Raw genomic sequence first — 17,337 nt, forward strand, 5'->3', positions numbered from 1 at the left:
GATGGGTGCCACCGGCTTGTCGATCGGGATAGTGGGGGCCACCGGCCAGGTCGGTCAGGTCATGCGCGCGCTGCTCGATGAGCGTGACTTTCCGGCGACCTCCGTCCGGTTCTTCGCATCCGCTCGGTCGCAGGGCCGCAAGCTGCCCTTCCGCGGCCAGGAGATCGAGGTCGAAGACGCCGAGACCGCCGATCCCAGTGGGCTGGACATCGCGCTGTTCTCGGCCGGTGGGGCCATGTCGAAGGTGCAGGCGCCGCGGTTCGCCGCCGCCGGCGTGACGGTGATCGACAACTCGTCGGCCTGGCGTAAAGACCCCGACGTGCCGTTGGTGGTGTCGGAGGTCAACTTCGAGCGCGATGTCGCGAACCGCGCTGGGCCTCTCACGAAGGGCATCATCGCCAACCCGAACTGCACCACGATGGCGGCGATGCCGGTGCTCAAGGTGCTGCACGACGAGGCTGGGCTGGTCCGCATCGTGGTCTCGTCGTATCAAGCCGTGTCCGGTAGCGGGGTGGCGGGCGTCGAGGAACTGGCGACCCAGGTGCGCGAGGTGATCGACGGCGCCGAGCAATTGGTGCACGACGGTGCGGCCCTGCAGTTCCCGGCGCCGGTGAAGTATGTGGCGCCGATCGCGTTCAATGTGGTGCCGCTGGCCGGATCGTTGGTGGACGACGGCTCCGGCGAGACCGACGAGGACCAGAAGCTGCGTTTCGAGAGCCGCAAGATTCTGGGCATTCCCGACTTGTCGGTCAGCGGTACCTGCGTGCGGGTACCGGTGTTCACCGGACACTCGTTGTCGATCAATGCCGAATTCGGGCGGCCGCTCTCGCCGGAGCGGGCGCGCGAACTTCTCGACGGGGCCCCGGGCGTCAAAGTCGTCGACGTGCCGACGCCGTTGGCCGCGGCAGGAGTCGACGAGTCGCTGGTCGGTCGCATCCGCCAAGACCCGGGTGTGCCAGACGGGCGCGGCCTGGCGCTGTTCGTGTCGGGGGACAACCTGCGCAAGGGGGCGGCGCTGAACACCATCCAGATCGCCGAACTGCTGGCCGCTGACCGGTGACCTAAGGGTGAGCTCCGCCCTGGTCGTGCGGTGCTCCCTGCTTGTCGTGCTGGTTATCGTTGCCTCGCAATGTTTTTGGATCGCCCACGCCGATCCGCCGGCGCCGGGGCCCGCGCCCATTCTACCGCCGTTGGCGCCCGGCCAAGTGTTGCGCATGGGGCCAACCGCCGGCACCGGAACGCCGACCGGCGACTACGGCATTGGCGCCACCGATCTGTGCGAGTTCGTCGAATTCCCCACCGAGCTGTTGCAGGTGTGCGGCGATAGCTTCGCCGGCCAGGGTGTCGGGTTCGGCGGCTGGTACTCGCCGATCGCATTGCGTGTCGACACCGCGTCCGTCGACGACCCGGCAGGGGTGCGCTACACCGGAGTCACGGGCATCGGCAGCCCGCTGCTTGCCGATCCCACACCTGCCGGGAACTCGCAGCTGCCCGCCGGAGTGGTGCAGATCAACCGGCACAACTACCTGATGGTGACCACGACCAAAGACCTGGAGCCGCAGAGTTCGAGGCTGGTGTTGGCGGTGCCGGAGCGTGCGGGCTGGCAGACCATCGCGGGCACCCAGCGCGCGGCCCGGTATCAGGACGGGTCACAGACTCAGATCAGCGGGTACTACGACCCCATTCCCACCCCCGATTCGCCCGGCGGCTGGGTGTACATCGTGGCCGACAATTTCACCCGCAGAGATCCGGTGCTGCTGTATCGGGCGACGCCGCAGACCTTCATCGACCGGTCCAAGTGGCAAGGCTGGGCCGGCGGGCCCGGCGGCGGTTGGAACAAGCCGCCGACACCGCTCTGGCGCGATCAGGTCGGCGAAATGAGCATTCGGCAGATCGATGGCATGACCGTGTTGTCGTATTTCAACGCGACCACTCTCAACATGGAAGTGCGAGTGGCCGCCAATCCGATGTTGCTGGGAGATGCGCCGGTCACGACGGTGGTGCAGCACGACGAGTGGCCGGAACCCGCGGAGAGTCTGCCGCCGCCATTCGACAACCGGCTCGCCCAGCCCTACGGCGGCTACATCTCGCCCGGCTCCACCCTCGACGAACTGCGGATATTCGTCAGCCAGTGGGACACCCGCGCGCGGATGAGCGGGCCGTATCGGGTGATCCAATTCGCGGTGAACCCGTTCAAGCCCTGAGCGGGGTTGGGGACGCATTCGGGTCCGCGAGCAGCTCGGACCTAAACGCCCCCGCGCCGCCGGCGCCGCCGGTGCCGCCGTCGCCGCCGGTCACCCCACTGGGAACACCACCCAAATCTCCGGTGTCGCCGGGGTCGCCGCTGCCGCCGTTGGTGCCCACCCCACCGTGGCCGCCGGTCCCGCCCTGGCCGCCTTGGGCGCCGGACCCGTCGGTAGTGCCGGTGCCGCCATCACCGCCTTGACCGCCGGTACCACCCTGGCCGCGGACGCCCCCGTCGAAGCCCGAACTGGCGGCGTTGCCCCCACCGCCGCCCATGCCGCCCATCCCACCCATGGCGCCGTTTCCGCCGGTGGCCCCCGCGCCGCTGGCGGTGCCGCCGGTCCCGCCGATGCCCCCGTTGCCGCCCGTTCCGCCGGTGCCTGCCGGTAGCCCCACGACGCTGGTGGTGGGCTGGCCCAGGCCACCGGTGCCGCCGGTCCCGCCGACGCCGCCGGCACCTCCGGTGTTGGTGGAAATGCCGCCGGTGCTGGTCCCGCCGACCCCGCCTTGGCCGCCGGCCCCGCCCGCGCCGCCATCGACGGTGGCGCTCAGCGATACCGGCACGGTGATGTTGCTGCCCGTACCCCCATTGCCGCCCTGACCGCCGGCGCCGCCGCTTTCGGCGAGGTCACCGGTGCCCCCGGCGCCGCCGTTGCCGCCGTTGCCGCCGCTGTAGCCGGTATTGGTCACGTGGTTGTAGAAATTGTTGAAGACGTTGCCCCCGTTGCTGCCGGTACCACCGGTGCCGCCGGCGCCGCCGATCGGGCTCGAGAACGTGCCGCCGGTTCCGGCCGTGCCCGCCGCACCGCCGTTGCCGCCGTTGCCGCCGTTGCCGCCGCGGCCACCGGCGCCGCCGTCGCCCGCGGTGGTACCGGAGCCGGCGTTGCCGCCATCGCCACCCGCGCCGCCCGCGCCGCCGAGTTGTCCACCGAAGGTGGACCCGCCATCGGTCCCGCCGTTGCCGCCAGTGCCGCCGGCGCCGCCGACGCCGCCGTCTCCACCGACGGATCCGGCGCCGGAGGCAAGGCCGCCGTCGCCACCCAGACCGCCCTTCCCGCCGGAGCCGCCGATGCCGGGTACGACGCTGGTGCTGCCGGTTGCACCCTTGCCGCCGACGCCGCCGATGCCGCCCACGCCGCCGTCCCCGCCGGTGTTGCTGGACAGGCCTCCGGTGCTGGTACCGCCGTTACCACCGGTGCCGCCGTTACCGCCGGAACCGCCTTGCAGACCTATTCCCTCGGGAGCGTTGAGAACCAGGCCGCCGGCGCCTCCCTTGCCACCGGCGCCGCCGGCCTCGACGAGGTCGCCGGTGCCGCCGTTACCTCCGTTGCCGCCGTTGCCCCCGTTGCCGCCGTTGCCGATCGCGCCGCCAGTGCCGGAGACGGCGCTGAGGCCGCCGGTGCCCCAGGGCTCCGGCGTTGTTGATTAGCAGGCTTGTGAGCTGGGGAATTGTGGATTGAGGAGGTCTAGGCGGCGGTTGGCGGTCAAAGCGGTGATCCGGCAGGCTTCGGCGATGTTGTCGGCGCCGTTGAGGCGGTGCAGATTGATCGCGGTGTTGCGTAGCGTTGCTAGGACCTGTGCGCCGTTTCCGGTATGTGCCCTTTGACGGTCTTCGTCGAAGGTGACGTCGCGTATCCAGTGCAGGCTGTTCTCGATTCTCCAGTGTTGACGCATCCAGGTCATGATCGCGGTAGGGCGGGCGTGCTCGAACGGCAGGCTGCAGATGGCATAGACCACCTCCACGCTGCGCTGGTCGGTGGCGGTGATCAAGCGTTCACGAGTGATCCGGATGATTTGTTTTGCGTAGGGGAAGCCGATTCCTCGTGCAGCGGTGATGATTTGCAGGGTGCGGGTCTCGACACGGCCGTGGCCGCGGGAGTCGTCGGTAGCGGCTGCGGGCACCTCGGCCCAGGGCAGCGCGGTAATACGCGCAAGTATTTTGGCTTGGTTGGACTTGACGATCATCAGGTAGTGCGACTTCAAGGTGGCGCAGATCAACTTCGCGGTGACGACCTGGGTATGCATCGCATCCACGGTGACCAGCCACCGCAAGCTACCCGGCAGCAGCGTGAGCAGGGCACGTACGCAGGGAATTTCATTGCTTTTCTCGGCGACAGCGAGTTGACCGAGCACCAATCGGGCACGGTGGGCGAACACCGACACGAGATGCGTGGCTGTCGCTTTGGCGCGTAAAGCACCACGCAGCATCTTGCCGTCCAACGCGATCGGCACCAATCCACTGGGGTCGCTGCTGGCCACGTGTGCAGTGAAGTAACTGCCCATCCTGGCGTTGAGGTCGGCGGGGTCTAGCCGAGACAAAACAGCGCGGAAGGTCTTCTCACTGGGCCGCCGGAACCGGACCCCTAATTGGGCCAACACATCATCGGGAGCGGTGGCCGCCCATGTGGCAAAATCAGCATAGCCGCGCATCCCCGCGGCAGTGGTCAGAACCGCGATCGCCAACAAAGCCATCAGCGAATACCTCCGACCGCGTGGGTCCCTCGGGTCTGGCACCGAGGCCAACACATCGAGAAACTCCGATCCGATGAGCTCGCTGCGCTCACCAGGACTCCAGCGGTCGAACACCTCTGGAACCGACGACACAGGCAATACTGAAACGGTAGGCACGGGCAACTCCAGACCAACGACGAACAGTAACCAACTCGATCGTTCTCCAGATAGCCCGTGCCTACACTCCGGCCCCAATAGCGCGGCACCAAAGATCATCAACCCAGCTCACAAGCCTGCTAATCAACAACGCCGGAGCCCTGGCCGGTGCCCCCGTTGCCTCCGGCGCCGCCGGTGCCGCCGACGGAGCTGAGCACGCTGCCGCCGGTGCCGGCGGTACCGGCGTCCCCGCCAATGCCGCCGTTACCGCCGTTGCCGCCGTTGCCGGTCCTGGCATTGCTGCCGCCGGTGCCGCCGTCGCCGCCGCTGCCACCGGCCCCGCTGGTGCCGTTGGTGCCGCCGGCGAAGGAATTGCCGCCGTCGCCGCCCTTGCCGCCGTTGCCGCCGCCGCCGCCATCGCCGCCGGCGGGGCCGCTGGCGGTAACAGTGCCGCCACCGTCGCCGCCGGTGCCGCCAGCACCGCCGGCACCGCCGTGACGCGCAACGAAGCCGCTACCCGCATCCCCAACGTCGCCGCCCTTGCCGCCCGCGCCACCGATGCTGCCGCCGGAGCCGTTGTCATTGCCGCCGGTGCCACCGCCGCCGCCCTTGCCGCCTTGGCCGCCGGCGCCGCCGGTGCCGCTGAAGCCCAGGCCGCCGTTGCCGCCGTTGCCGCCTTGGCCACCGTTGCCGCCGTTGTCGCCGAAGAGGCCTGGGTCGCCGTCGTTGCCCAAGGCGCCGGCGCCGCCGTTGCCGCCGTCGCCGCCAGTGTTCCCGGCGCCGGTGGTGGCGCCCGCGCCGGCGGTTCCGGCGTCACCGCCGTTGCCGGCGTTGCCACCGAACGGGGCGGTCAGGGTGGTGAATCCGCCGTGGTTGGGGTCGGCGCCGCCGTTGCCGCCGTTGCCGCCCTGGCCACCGCTGCCGGCGTTGCCCCCTACACTGCCGGTCCCGGTGGCGTTGCCGCCGTTGCCGCCCTGGCCGCCGCTGCCGGCGTTGCCCCCTACACTGCCGGTCCCGGTGGCGTTGCCGCCGTTGCCGCCGCGCCCACCGTCGCCGCCCATGTCACCCGCGGCGCCGGTATCGCCAGTGTTGCCGTGGCTTCCGGGCCCGCCGTTGCCGCCGTCGCCGCCGACCCCGCCGGCGCCGAGCCCGGCGCTGCCGCTGCCGGAGGTACCGGCGTCACCGCCATCGCCGCCGGCGCCGCCGGCGGGGGCAACCCCTGCGCCGACTCCGGTGTCATCACCGCCGGATCCGCCGTGCCCGCCGGCGCCGCCGCTACCGGCCTTGCCGCCGACCCCGCTGAACCCGGCTCCGCCGTTGCCGCCGTCACCGCCCCTGCCGCCGATGTCGCCGGACAGGCCGGGGTCACCGGCATTGCCGGCGCTACCTGCCCCGCCTTTACCGCCGTCACCCCCGGTGCCGCCGCTGCCCGTGGTCACGCCGGCGCCGACGATGCCGGCGTCGCCGCCGTCGCCGCCGACCCCGCCAGCGGGTGCGACGGCTGCGCCGGTCCCAGTGTCGATACCGCCGGTGCCCCCTTCTCCGCCCGCTCCGCCGCTGCCCGCGTTGCCGCTCACGCTGCCGGTGCCGGTGGCGTTGCCGCCGTTACCGCCTTGACCACCCGCGCCGCCGGCGTCGCCGGTAAGGCCGGGGTCAGCAATGTTGCCGGTGCTGCCCGCCCCGCCGTCACCGGCGTTGCCGCCGGTGCCGCCGCCGCCCGCGCCGGCTGCGCCAGTGCCGACCGCACCCGCGTCACCGCCGGCGCCGCCGTTGCCGCCGGCGGGCGCCACGGTGCCGCCGGTTCCGGTGTCGGCGCCGCCGTGACCGCCGTGACCGCCGGCCCCGCCGGCCCCGCCGCTGCCGGCGTTGCCGCCGTTGCCGCTGAACCCGGCGCCGCCGTTGCCGCCGTCACCGCCCCTGCCGCCGCCATCACCCGCGAGGCCGGCATGGCCGGTGCTGCCCTCGCTGCCTCCTCCACCGGCTCCGCCGTCGCCGCCGACTCCGCCGGTGCCCGCGGTGGCGCCGGCGCCGGCGATGCCCGCATCCCCGCCGCTGCCGCCGGCGCCCCCGCCCGGGGCAGCGGTGGCGCCGGTTCCGGTGTCGGCGCCGCCGGCGCCACCCAGGCCGCCTTTGCCGCCGTTGCCGGCATGACCGCCGACGCTGCCGGCGCCGGTGGCATCGCCGCCGTTGCCGCCTTGGCCGCCGTGGCCGCCGGTGTCGCCGTCGAGGCCGGGGTCCCCGGGGTTGCCGATGCTGCCGGCCCCTCCGTGACCGGCGGCGCCACCGGTGCCGCCCCTACCCGAGCCGGCGCTGCCGCTGCCGGCTACCCCGGCGTTGCCGCCGTCCCCGCCGGCACCACCGGCCGGGGCGAGGGTTGCGCCGGTACCGGTGTCCGCGCCGCCGGCCCCACCGTCACCGCCGGCTCCGCCGCTACCGGCATTGCCGCCGACGCCGCTGAGGCCGGTTCCACCGTTGCCGCCGGCGCCGCCCTTGCCGCCGGCGAAGCCGGCGTTGCCGGCCGTGCCCACATCACCGTTGCCGCCGTGGCCGCCACCGCCGCCGGCGCCGCCGGTCCCCACACCTGCGCTGCCGGTGCTGCCGAACAACAACCCGCCGGCACCGCCGGCTCCGCCGGCACCGGCCGCCCCGCCCATCCCGCCGGCGCCACCGTCGCCCCCCACCGTGCCAAAGGTCACCCCGGTGCCGCCGGTGCCGCCGTTGCCGCCGATGCCGCCCACTCCGCCCGCGCCGCCGGCACCTCCGGCACCGAACAGCAGGACCTTGTCGGCACCGCCGGCCCCGCCCGCGCCACCAGCTCCACCCGCGCCACCAACGCCGCCGGTCACGAACGGACCGGTGCCGCTTCCTCCGTTGCCGCCGATCCCGCCGGCGAAGCCTGCCGCCCCGAGACCGCCGGCCCCGCCGGCGCCGCCGGCCCCCACGAAGAGCCCACCGTTACCGCCGATCCCGCCGGCGCCGCCCACTCCGGCCACCCCGGCCCCGCCGGCGCCGCCGACCCCGCCATTGCCGAACAGGCCGGCCGACCCGCCCGCCCCGCCATTACCGCCGGGCGCACCGGACCCGCCGTTTCCCCCGTTGCCCCACAGCAGCCCACCATCGCCGCCGGCTTGCCCGGTCCCCGGCAAGCCATCGGCACCGTTGCCGATCAACGGGCGGTCGAACAGCGACTGGGCGGGCGCGTTGATCACACCCAGCAGGGCCTGCAGCGGTGCGGCGTTGGTGGCCTCGGCCGCCACATAGGCGCCGGCACCGGTGGTCGACGCCCGCACAAAATCGGCGTGAAACTGCGCGGCCTGGGAGCTGAGTGCCTGATAGTCCAGCGCGAAGGTGCCAAATAGCCTGGCAATGGCCGCAGAAACCTCATCCTGAGCCGCGGGCAGTAACTGCGTCGTGGTCGCCGCTGCCGCCGCGTTGGCCTCGCTGATCGTGGAGCGGATCCCGGCCAAGCTCTCGGCTGCCGTCGTGATCAGCTCAGGTGAAGCGAACAGATAGGACATCCCGTGGCTCCCTGGAGCGTCTGTGCGAATCGCTTACGTCTGCGTAAATCGCTTAACCGCATATGGTTCGCCGAGGTCACGGGGCGTTAGTAGGGTCTTTAGGCCCAATCCTGGGCGCCGCGGATCAACGGTCGGGGCACGGCTCATAGCTGTTACATAAGTAGTCCATAGCCGCCACTATTGTTTCCTTAGGCATCATTCGTGTCATGAGTGAAACGTCCGAAACTTCTGCCGCACCAACTTCGACCGTGGTCGCGCCGCCGCCACCACCGCAGCACCAGACTCCCAAGGTCTTCAAGGCCGCGGCGTGGGTGGCCATCGTTGCCGGGATCGTGTTCATCGTCTCGGTGATCTTCTTCACCGGATTCCGACTCGGTATGCACAGCGGTCACGGTGGTTTTCACCGCGGCCACCACCACAAGCACCACCCCGCGATGATGCTGCGCCCGGGAATGCACCACGGTGGAGCCCCGGCGGTCAGCCCCGGCTCCGGCCCGGGTGGGCCCGGCGAGGTCCCGACCTCGGTTGCGCCTTCCACCACACCAGGGCGCTAGACGACACCTTGACCCGGTAGCCCGGAGCTCGGCCCCCGAGCTCCGGGCTACATCAATTCATGGCAACTTTGCGGCTCAGACTCTTTACGGTTCCTGCAGGTTGAGCAATATTCGAAGGATGAGTGAAACATCCGAACCCGCAACTCCGCCGCCTGCGGTCGCTACCGCTGCGCCACCCCCACCGCCGCCGGTGGAAAAGGTGCCCGCTCTCTATCGGGTCGCGGCGTGGGTCGTCATCGTCGCGGGAATCACCTTCATCGCCTCGACCCTGTTCTTCGCCGGCGCCCTGGTCTTCGGGCACGGCGCCTGCCATCATCATCGCCACCACCATCACGGCATGTTCAAGCCCGGCGGTAGCGGTGGTCCGGGCGGTCCCGGCGGCCCCGGCGGGATGTTCTTTCTGCCCGGTCCGCCTCCTCCGGGGATGGGGCCGGGCATGGGTCCGGGCATGGGGCCCGGGATGAGCCCCGGCCCGCACGGGGGCGCCACCGGCCCCGTCCAAACACCGAGCGCACCCGCTCCCAGCACCCCACCGGCTCGCCCCTAGCGCCGCGCCGCCCGGTGATTCGGGCGCCAGAAATTGGGTATGGGCAACTAGGTGCCGGTACTGCGCGCGGTGCCAGGTGATAGCTGGCAGCGGTATCGGCAGATGTCCCATAGCTTTTCGCGGACCAGCCCAAACAGCACAATCACGCAAGGAGGTGCCGAAATGGCGGAACGCTACACCACCACCGACGCCGGCAATCCCGCGCCCAGTGACGACCAATCGCTGACCATCGGCCCCGACGGACCGATCCTGCTGCAGGATCACTACCTGATCGAACAGATGGCGATGTTCAACCGGGAACGCATCCCGGAACGCCAGCCACACGCCAAAGGTGGCGGCGCGCACGGCCACTTCGAGGTGACCCACGACGTCAGCAAGTACACCCGGGCGGCGGTGTTCGCGCCAGGTGCCAAGACGGACACGCTGATCCGCTTCTCCACCGTTGCCGGCGAGCGCGGCAGCCCGGACACCTGGCGGGACCCGCGTGGTTTCGCGTTGAAGTTCTATACCTCAGAGGGAAACTTCGACATGGTCGGCAACAACACGCCGGTCTTCTTCATGCGCGACCCGTTGAAATTCCAGCACTTCATCCGGTCCCAGAAGCGCATGCAGGCAACGAATCTGCGTGACCACAACATGCAATGGGACTTCTGGAGCCTGTCGCCGGAGTCCGCGCACCAGGTGACCTGGCTGATGGGTGATCGGGGGATTCCCAAGAGCTGGCGACAGATGAACGGCTACAGCAGCCACACCTACAGCTGGATCAATGCCGCCGACGAGATCTTCTGGGTGAAGTACCACTTCATCACCGATCAGGGCATCGACTTCCTCACCCAAGAGGACGCCGACCGGTTGGCCGGTACGGACGGCGACTACCACCAGCGCGACCTCTACGAAGCGATCGAGCGCGGTGACTTTCCCAGTTGGACACTCAAAATGCAGATCATGGGGTTCGAAGAGGCCAAGAGCTATCGGTTCAATCCCTTCGATCTGACCAAGGTCTGGCCACACAGCGACTATCCGTTGATCGATGTCGGCAAGTTGACCTTGGACCGCAACGTCACCGACTACCACACCGAGATCGAGCAAGCGGCGTTCGAGCCCAACAACATCGTGCCCGGTACCGGGCTGAGCCCGGACAAGATGCTCTTGGCCCGAGGGTTCTCCTACTCCGACGCGCACCGGGCCCGGTTGGGCACCAATTACCGCCAGATCCCGGTGAATTCGCCGATAGTGCAGGTCAATAGCTACTCCAAGGATGGCGCGATGCGGGTGCGCAACGCGTCGGATCCGGTATACGCGCCCAACTCCTATGGTGGCCCCCAGGCCGATCCGGCCCGCGCCGCGGAGGTGCGCTGGCACGCCGATGGGCAGATGATGCGCGCCGCGTACACGCCGCACCCCGAAGACGACGACTGGGGCCAGGCCGGCACCATGGTCCGCGAAGTTCTCGACGATTCAGCACGGGATCGGTTGGCCAGCAACATCATTGGGCATATTTGCAAAGGTGTGAAGGAGCCGGTGCTCTCGCGCGTCTTCGAGTATTGGCGCAATGTCGATCCCGATCTGGGCAAGGCGGTTGAGGAAGGGGTGCGGGCCAATTCCAGTTGAGCGCGGCCTCGCCTGGCATGATCGGCCTCATGACCAGTCCGACCCTCATGCGCCCCGCACTGGCGGCAGCGCTGCTCGGGCTGGGAGTGACTGCCTCGTTGGTGGCTTCGCCCGCGTTGGCCAACCCGTCGGATCCGGGCGTGGTGTCCTACGCGGTCCTCGGCAAGGGGTCGGTGGGCAATATCGTCGGCGCGCCGATGGGGTGGGAGTCGGTGTTCACCGAGCCGTTCCAGGCGTACTCGGTTGACCTACCGGTGTGCAATAACTGGGCTGACATCGGGCTACCCGAGGTATTCAACGATCCCGACCTCGCCTCGTTCAACGGGGCTACCACGCAGACCTCTGCCACTGACCAGACTCACTACGTCAAGCAGGCGGTCGGTGTATTCGCCACCACCGATGCCGCGAGCCGGGCGTTCCATCGCGTCGTCGACCGAACCGTGGGTTGTTCGGGGCAGACCACAGCCATGCATCTGGACAACGGCACCACCCAGGTTTGGTCGTTCGACGGTCCCGCGCCCACGGCTACCGACGCGGCGTGGACCAAGCAGGAAGCCGACACCGACCGGCGCTGCTTCAATCAAACCCGGCTGCGTGAAAATGTGTTGTTGCAGGCCAAAGTCTGCCAGTCTAGCAACGGCGGTCCCGCGGTCAACGTGCTGGCTGGGGCAATGCAGAACACCCTGGGCCAGTAATCCCCACGGATGTGGGTACCCGTCTGACCCGTGCAACCAAAACGTGCGGGAATATGTCGGGACGGTCTGGAAGATGACCTGGAAGATGGCATGTGGCGGTTATCGTTGCCGATAGCCGCGCAGCATCCGGCCCGGAGGGATCGTGATATGACGTTCGCCCCCAGTCCTGCGGCGACGTCGCAGCTGGACAGCTCTCGTGCGGCCGATGCCGACATCGCCGGTTCGGCGGTCGCGGCGCAGTACATCGCCAATGGGCGGCTGGTCGACGGCCCCATTGGGCGAGTCGGTCTGGAGATCGAAGCGCACTGCTACGACCCAGCCGATCCGCATCGCCGCCCGAGCTGGGAGGAGATCGGCGACGTTCTCGAGGGGCTGGGAAAGCCGCCGGGCGGGAGTGCGGTCACCGTCGAACCCGGCGGGGCCGTGGAATTATCGGGTCCACCGTGCGACGGCATCCTGGCCGCCATCGACGCGATGCACCGGGACCAAGCCGTGCTGCGGTCGGCCTTTGCCGACGCCGGGTTGGGCCTGGTCTGTCTGGGCGCCGACCCGATCCGTCCGACCATGCGGATCAATCCGGGTGCGCGCTACCAGGCCATGGAGCAGTTCTTCACCGCCAGCCAATCCGGGATGGCCGGCGCCGCAATGATGACGTCGACCGCCTCGATCCAGGTCAACCTGGACGCCGGACCGCAGTCGGGATGGGCGTCTCGGGTGCGGTTGGCGCACGCCCTGGGGCCCACGATGATCGCGATCGCCGCGAACTCGCCGATGCTGGGCGGCGAGTTCTCTGGCTGGAGATCAACGCGGCAGCGGGTGTGGGGGCAGATGGACGACGGCCGATGCGGGCCGATCCTCGGGGCCAGCGCGGATGATCCCGCCACCGACTGGGCGCACTACGCGCTCAAGGCCCCGGTGATGCTGGTGCACAATCCGGATGCCGTGGCGGTGACCCACCATGTGCCCTTCGCCGACTGGGTGGACGGTCGGGTCTTGCTGGGCGATCGGCGGCCGACCTACGCCGATCTCGACTACCACCTGACCACGCTGTTCCCGCCGGTGCGGCCACGCCAGTGGCTGGAGATCCGCTATCTGGACAGTCTTTCCAACGTGTTCTGGCCCGCCGTGGTGTTCACGCTGGTGACGCTGCTGGATGATCCCGGCGCCGCAGAGCTGGCCTTCGAGGCCGTCCAGCCGGTCGCCACCGAGTGGGACACGGCGGCGCGCGCGGGCCTGGGGGATCCGCGGCTGCATGCGGCGGCCAGCCGGTGTGTGGCCATCGCGGCCGAACGGGCGCCGGCCGAGCTTGCCGACGCCCTGCAGTCGCTGCTGGCCTACGTGCAGCGGGGCCGCTGCCCCGGTGACGACTTTGGCGATCAGGTGACCGAGCATGGCGTCGCGCCGGCGATCGCGCGGCTGGCCCGAGGGGAACAGTGACCTCACGAGAACGACTTGCCGAGGACCTGGATCGGGTCCGGACCCAAACGTTGCGGCTGGTCGATTTCGACGACGCCGAACTTCGTCGCCAGTACGACCCCCTGATGAGCCCGCTGGTGTGGGACCTGGCCCATATCGGTCAGCAGGAGGAGCTGTGGCTGCTACGTGAGGGCGACCCGGATCGGCCGGGGATGCTGCCGCGGGCGGTCGAGGGTCTCTACGACGCCTTCGTGCACAACCGGGCCAGTCGGGTCGAGCTTCCGCTGCTGTCCCCGGCGCAGGCGGACTCATATTGCCGGACGGTCCGCGGGGCCGTCCTGGATGCTCTCGACGCCCTGGACGGACAGGGCGATGACTTCACGTTCGGCATGGTGATCAGCCACGAAAGCCAGCACAACGAGACGATGTTGCAGGCACTGAATCTGCGATCCGGCCCGCCGTTGCTGGGGCAGACCCCCGCCTTGCCTCCCGGACGGGCGGGCCTGGCCGGAACGTCGGTAGAGGTCCCCGCCGGGCCGTTCGTGCTGGGTGTGGACGGTAGCGCCGAGCCGTACTCACTGGACAATGAGCGTCCCGCCCACCCGGTCGACGTTGCGGCGTTCCGGATCGGCCGGGTGCCGGTCACCAATGCCGAATGGCAGCACTTCATCGACGACGGCGGCTACCAACAGTCGCGGTGGTGGTCACCGCGCGGCTGGGCGCACCGCCAGAGCGCCGGCCTGAGCGCGCCGCAATTCTGGAACGCCGATGGACGAACCCGCACCCGATTCGGCTACCAGGAAGACATCCCGGCCGATGAGCCGGTGCAGCATGTCACCTACTTCGAGGCCGAGGCCTACGCGGCCTGGGCCGGAGCCCGGCTACCCACCGAGATCGAGTGGGAGAAGGCGTGCGCGTGGGACCCGGTGACCAATTCGCGCCGCCGCTATCCGTGGGGGGACTCCGCGGGGCCGGTCGGCAACTTCGCCGCCCACGCCAACCTGGGTGCCGCGGCGTTGCGTCCGGCACCGGTCGGTGCGTATCCGGCCGGCGCTTCGGCGTACGGAGCCGAGCAGATGCTCGGTGATGTCTGGGAATGGACCGCGTCGCCGCTGCGGCCCTGGCCGGGCTTCGCCCCGATGATCTACCAGCGCTACTCGCAGCCGTTCTTCGACGGCGACTATCGGGTGCTGCGCGGTGGATCTTGGGCGGTCGAGCCGGCCATCCTGCGGCCCAGCTTCCGGAACTGGGACCATCCGTATCGACGCCAGATCTTCGCGGGCGTTCGGTTGGCGTGGTCCATTGAGGATGCCGCCTGATGTGTCGTCATCTCGGTTGGCTCGGCAGCGAGGTCACGCTTTCCTCGCTGATCCTGGATCCGCCTTACGGTCTGCGGGTGCAGTCGTATGCGCCGCGCCGCCAGAAACACTGCCTGATGAACGCCGACGGCTGGGGTGCCGGCTTCTTCGACAGCCGTTACGACGACCCCGCACCCAGGCGCTGGCGTAGCCCGGCTCCGCTGTGGGGTGATGCGTCCTTTGATTCGGTGGCGCCGGCATTGCGCAGCTCGTGCGTGGTGGCCGCGGTGCGTTCCGCAACCGTCGGAATGCCAATCGACATCAGCGCGACCGCCCCATTCACCGACGGCCGCTGGCTGTTGTCGCACAACGGTATCGTCGACCGGGCCGTGTTGCCGCGCAGCGATTCAGCCGAATCGGTATGTGACAGCGCATTGCTCGCGGCGGCCATCTTCGAGCGCGGTCTGGATGCGCTGGGCGACACGATCCGCGAGATCGGGGCCGCCGATCCAGGTGCCCGGCTTAATGTGCTGGCCGCGAACAGGTCTCGCTTGCTTGCCACTACCTGGAACGAAACCCTTTCCATCCTGCGTCGCCCCGATGGGGTGGTGGTGGCCAGTGAGCCCTATGACAACGACACCGACTGGGAAGATGTGCCGGACCGGCACCTGGTCGAGGTCACCGCGGAAGGGGTTACCTTGACCGCATTGGAGCCCACGAAAGGAACGCGATGACGCTGTCGCTATCCAACCGCCTAGCCGAGGACTCGGTCTATCTCGCGTTGCGTCGCGACGTGTTCGACGGGCTGCAGAAGAGCCCAAAGTCGCTGCCGCCCAAATGGTTCTATGATGCCGTCGGCAGTGAGCTGTTCGATCGGATCACCCGATTGCCGGAGTACTATCCGACCCGCGCCGAGGCGCAGATTCTGCGTGCCCGGTCGGCCGACATCGCGGCAGCCAGCTCGGCCGACACCCTGGTCGAGCTCGGCAGCGGTACTTCGGAAAAGACGCGGCTGTTGTTGAATGCGCTACGAGACGGCGGCCTGCTGCAAAGATTCGTTCCCTTCGATGTCGACGAAAGTGTGCTGTCGGCGGCCGCAAGCGCGATTCAAAGCGAATATGCCGGCATCGAAATCAACGCCGTCTGCGGTGATTTCGAGGAACACCTGGCCGAGATCCCGACCGGCGGGCGTCGGCTGTTCGTCTTCTTGGGCTCGACGATCGGCAACCTCACGCCCGGGCCCCGAGCGGAGTTCCTGGCCGGCCTGGCCGCGGTGATGCGGCCCGGAGACAGTCTGTTGCTGGGCACCGACCTGGTCAAGGACACCGACCGGCTGATCCGCGCGTATGACGATGCCGCGGGAGTGACGGCGCGGTTCAACCGCAACGTGCTCGCCGTGGTCAACCGAGAACTCGATGCGGATTTCAACGTGGACGCCTACCAGCACATCGCCCGCTGGAACAGCGTGGAGGAGCGCATCGAGATGTGGCTGCGGGCCGAGGGCCGGCAGCTGGTGCGGGTGCGTGCGTTGGGATTGACCGTCGATTTTGCTGCCGGTGAGGAGATGCTCACCGAGGTTTCCTGCAAGTTCCGGCCGGAAGGTGTCAGTGCCGAGCTGGACGCGGCTGGCCTGCGTCGCATCCAGTGGTGGACCGACGAGGCCGGCGACTTCGGACTGTCCCTGGCCACCAAGTGACCGACACCCTGGCCGACCGGTGGCGGGCGGCACGTCCTCCGGCGGCGGGACTGCACTTGGACAGTGCCGCCTGCTCGCGACAAAGTCTCGAGGTGCTGCGGGCCGTCGCCGCCCATGGTCTACACGAGGCGGAGGTCGGTGGATACGTGGCCGCCGAGGCTGCCGCACCCGTGCTTGATGCGGGGCGCGCCGCGGTTGCGACCTTGTGTGGCGTGCCTGACGCGCGGGTGGTGTTCACCACCGGCTCGCTGCACGCACTGGATCTGCTGTTGGGCAGCTGGCCGCGGGAGAGCCGGACGCTGGCCTGCCTGCCCGGCGAGTACGGTCCCAACCTGGCGGTCATGGCCGCGCACGGATTCGAGGTTCGCCTGCTGCCGACGCTGGACGACGGCCGGCTCGCCCTTGACGATGCGGCCTACGAACTCGAGGAAGACCCACCGGAGCTGGTGCACCTGACGCCGGTGGCCAGCCACCGGGGCACCGTGCAGCCGCTGGCCATGATGGCCGAGCTCTGCCGCGAGCTGGGGCTGCCCCTGGTCGTCGACGCCGCTCAGGGGATGGGCCAGATAGATTGCGCCGTGGGCGCCGATGTCACGTATTCGTCGTCGCGCAAGTGGCTTGCCGGGCCGCGCGGTGTCGGAGTGCTGGCCATGCGCCCGGAGGTGCTGGATCGGTTGACGCCGCGCCTGGCGCCCCCGGATTGGTCCCCGGATTCACCGTCCACGTCGGTCGCCCAGATCCTGGAGTTCGGCGAAGCCAATATCGCGGCGCGAGTTGGTTTTTCACTAGCGGTGGGGGAGCATCTGGAATATGGGCCGGCGTTGATCCGGGCGCGCCTGGCCGAGCTGGGCGCCGCGGCCCGTCGGGTGCTGGCGGACGTGGACGGCTGGCTGGTGGTCGAAGAGGTCGACGAGCCCAGTGCGATTACCACTTTGGCGCCAATCGACGGCGCCGACCCGGCGGCGGTGCGGGAGTGGCTACTCGAGCAGCGCCGGATCTTGACCACCTACGCCGGAATTGCGCGGGCGCCCCAAGAGCTGACGGCCCCGGTGCTACGCGTCGCGCCACACGTCGATACCACGGCCGAGGATCTGGAAAACTTCGCTGAAGCGCTGATCGAGGCGACCGCGGCGACCACCGCTACCTGACGT

15 protein-coding genes are annotated in these 17,337 nt (G+C 69.5%); 12 read left to right on the plus strand and 3 right to left on the minus strand.

Annotated elements, in window-relative coordinates:
- Position 1: 1 nt before the first annotated feature.
- Both SHTP_RS01070 and SHTP_RS01075 read left to right on the plus strand, forming a co-directional pair.
- Positions 2–1,060, plus strand: coding sequence for an aspartate-semialdehyde dehydrogenase (locus tag SHTP_RS01070; protein ID WP_096369520.1), 1,059 nt, complete (start codon positions 2–4; stop codon positions 1,058–1,060).
- Between the two features lie 7 nt (positions 1,061–1,067).
- On the plus strand, positions 1,068–2,204 hold the full coding sequence (locus SHTP_RS01075; protein WP_096369521.1) for a DUF4185 domain-containing protein: 1,137 nt from the start codon (positions 1,068–1,070) through the stop codon (positions 2,202–2,204).
- Here SHTP_RS01075 and SHTP_RS29590 read toward each other — a convergent pair.
- Positions 2,194–3,378, minus strand: a complete 1,185-nt coding sequence (locus SHTP_RS29590; RefSeq protein ID WP_265338862.1) for a hypothetical protein — start codon at positions 3,376–3,378, stop codon at positions 2,194–2,196. The two genes, SHTP_RS01075 and SHTP_RS29590, sit on opposite strands and share 11 nt — an antisense overlap.
- An 87-nt stretch (positions 3,379–3,465) precedes the next feature.
- Between SHTP_RS29590 and SHTP_RS26605 the strand changes: the two genes are divergently transcribed.
- On the plus strand, positions 3,466–3,669 hold the full coding sequence (locus SHTP_RS26605; protein ID WP_157756258.1) for a hypothetical protein: 204 nt from the start codon (positions 3,466–3,468) through the stop codon (positions 3,667–3,669).
- Here the strand turns inward: SHTP_RS26605 and SHTP_RS01090 are convergent, their stop codons facing one another.
- Both SHTP_RS01090 and SHTP_RS01095 read right to left on the minus strand, forming a co-directional pair.
- Complete coding sequence (locus tag SHTP_RS01090; RefSeq protein WP_420872926.1) at positions 3,670–4,872, minus strand: ISAs1-like element IS2404/ISMul1 family transposase; 1,203 nt, start codon at positions 4,870–4,872, stop codon at positions 3,670–3,672.
- Between the two features lie 119 nt (positions 4,873–4,991).
- Positions 4,992–8,369, minus strand: coding sequence for a PE family protein (locus SHTP_RS01095; RefSeq protein WP_096369524.1), 3,378 nt, complete (start codon positions 8,367–8,369; stop codon positions 4,992–4,994).
- Positions 8,370–8,566: 197 nt separating this feature from the next.
- Between SHTP_RS01095 and SHTP_RS01100 the strand changes: the two genes are divergently transcribed.
- The 9 genes from SHTP_RS01100 (at position 8,567) to egtE (ending at position 17,334) form a co-directional block, all read left to right on the plus strand.
- Positions 8,567–8,923 (plus strand): hypothetical protein, encoded by a 357-nt coding sequence (locus SHTP_RS01100; RefSeq protein WP_373120945.1) that lies wholly within the window; start codon positions 8,567–8,569, stop codon positions 8,921–8,923.
- 118 nt (positions 8,924–9,041) lie between these two features.
- Entirely contained in the window at positions 9,042–9,470 is a 429-nt protein-coding gene (locus SHTP_RS01105) for a hypothetical protein (protein ID WP_020785275.1), read from the plus strand.
- Positions 9,471–9,632: 162 nt separating this feature from the next.
- Entirely contained in the window at positions 9,633–11,081 is a 1,449-nt protein-coding gene (locus tag SHTP_RS01110; RefSeq protein ID WP_011741910.1) for a catalase, read from the plus strand.
- A gap of 47 nt (positions 11,082–11,128) precedes the next feature.
- The gene (locus tag SHTP_RS01115) at positions 11,129–11,776 is read left to right on the plus strand and encodes a sensor domain-containing protein (RefSeq protein WP_071498215.1); all 648 of its coding nucleotides are present in this window, start codon (positions 11,129–11,131) and stop codon (positions 11,774–11,776) included.
- Between the two features lie 147 nt (positions 11,777–11,923).
- The gene (gene egtA / locus SHTP_RS01120; protein WP_096369525.1) at positions 11,924–13,213 is read left to right on the plus strand and encodes an ergothioneine biosynthesis glutamate--cysteine ligase EgtA; all 1,290 of its coding nucleotides are present in this window, start codon (positions 11,924–11,926) and stop codon (positions 13,211–13,213) included.
- Positions 13,210–14,511, plus strand: a complete 1,302-nt coding sequence (gene egtB, locus SHTP_RS01125) for an ergothioneine biosynthesis protein EgtB (protein WP_096369526.1) — start codon at positions 13,210–13,212, stop codon at positions 14,509–14,511. Before egtA ends, egtB begins: the two co-directional genes overlap by 4 nt.
- Complete coding sequence (gene egtC, locus SHTP_RS01130) at positions 14,511–15,224, plus strand: ergothioneine biosynthesis protein EgtC (protein WP_096369527.1); 714 nt, start codon at positions 14,511–14,513, stop codon at positions 15,222–15,224. Before egtB ends, egtC begins: the two co-directional genes overlap by 1 nt.
- Complete coding sequence (gene egtD / locus SHTP_RS01135; RefSeq protein WP_096369528.1) at positions 15,221–16,186, plus strand: L-histidine N(alpha)-methyltransferase; 966 nt, start codon at positions 15,221–15,223, stop codon at positions 16,184–16,186. Before egtC ends, egtD begins: the two co-directional genes overlap by 4 nt.
- Positions 16,183–17,334, plus strand: a complete 1,152-nt coding sequence (gene egtE, locus SHTP_RS01140) for an ergothioneine biosynthesis PLP-dependent enzyme EgtE (protein ID WP_096369529.1) — start codon at positions 16,183–16,185, stop codon at positions 17,332–17,334. The genes egtD and egtE overlap by 4 nt, the downstream gene beginning before the upstream one ends.
- The last annotated feature ends 3 nt before the right edge of the window (positions 17,335–17,337 follow it).

Source organism: Mycobacterium ulcerans subsp. shinshuense (assembly GCF_002355775.1).
GTDB lineage: Bacteria > Actinomycetota > Actinomycetes > Mycobacteriales > Mycobacteriaceae > Mycobacterium > Mycobacterium marinum.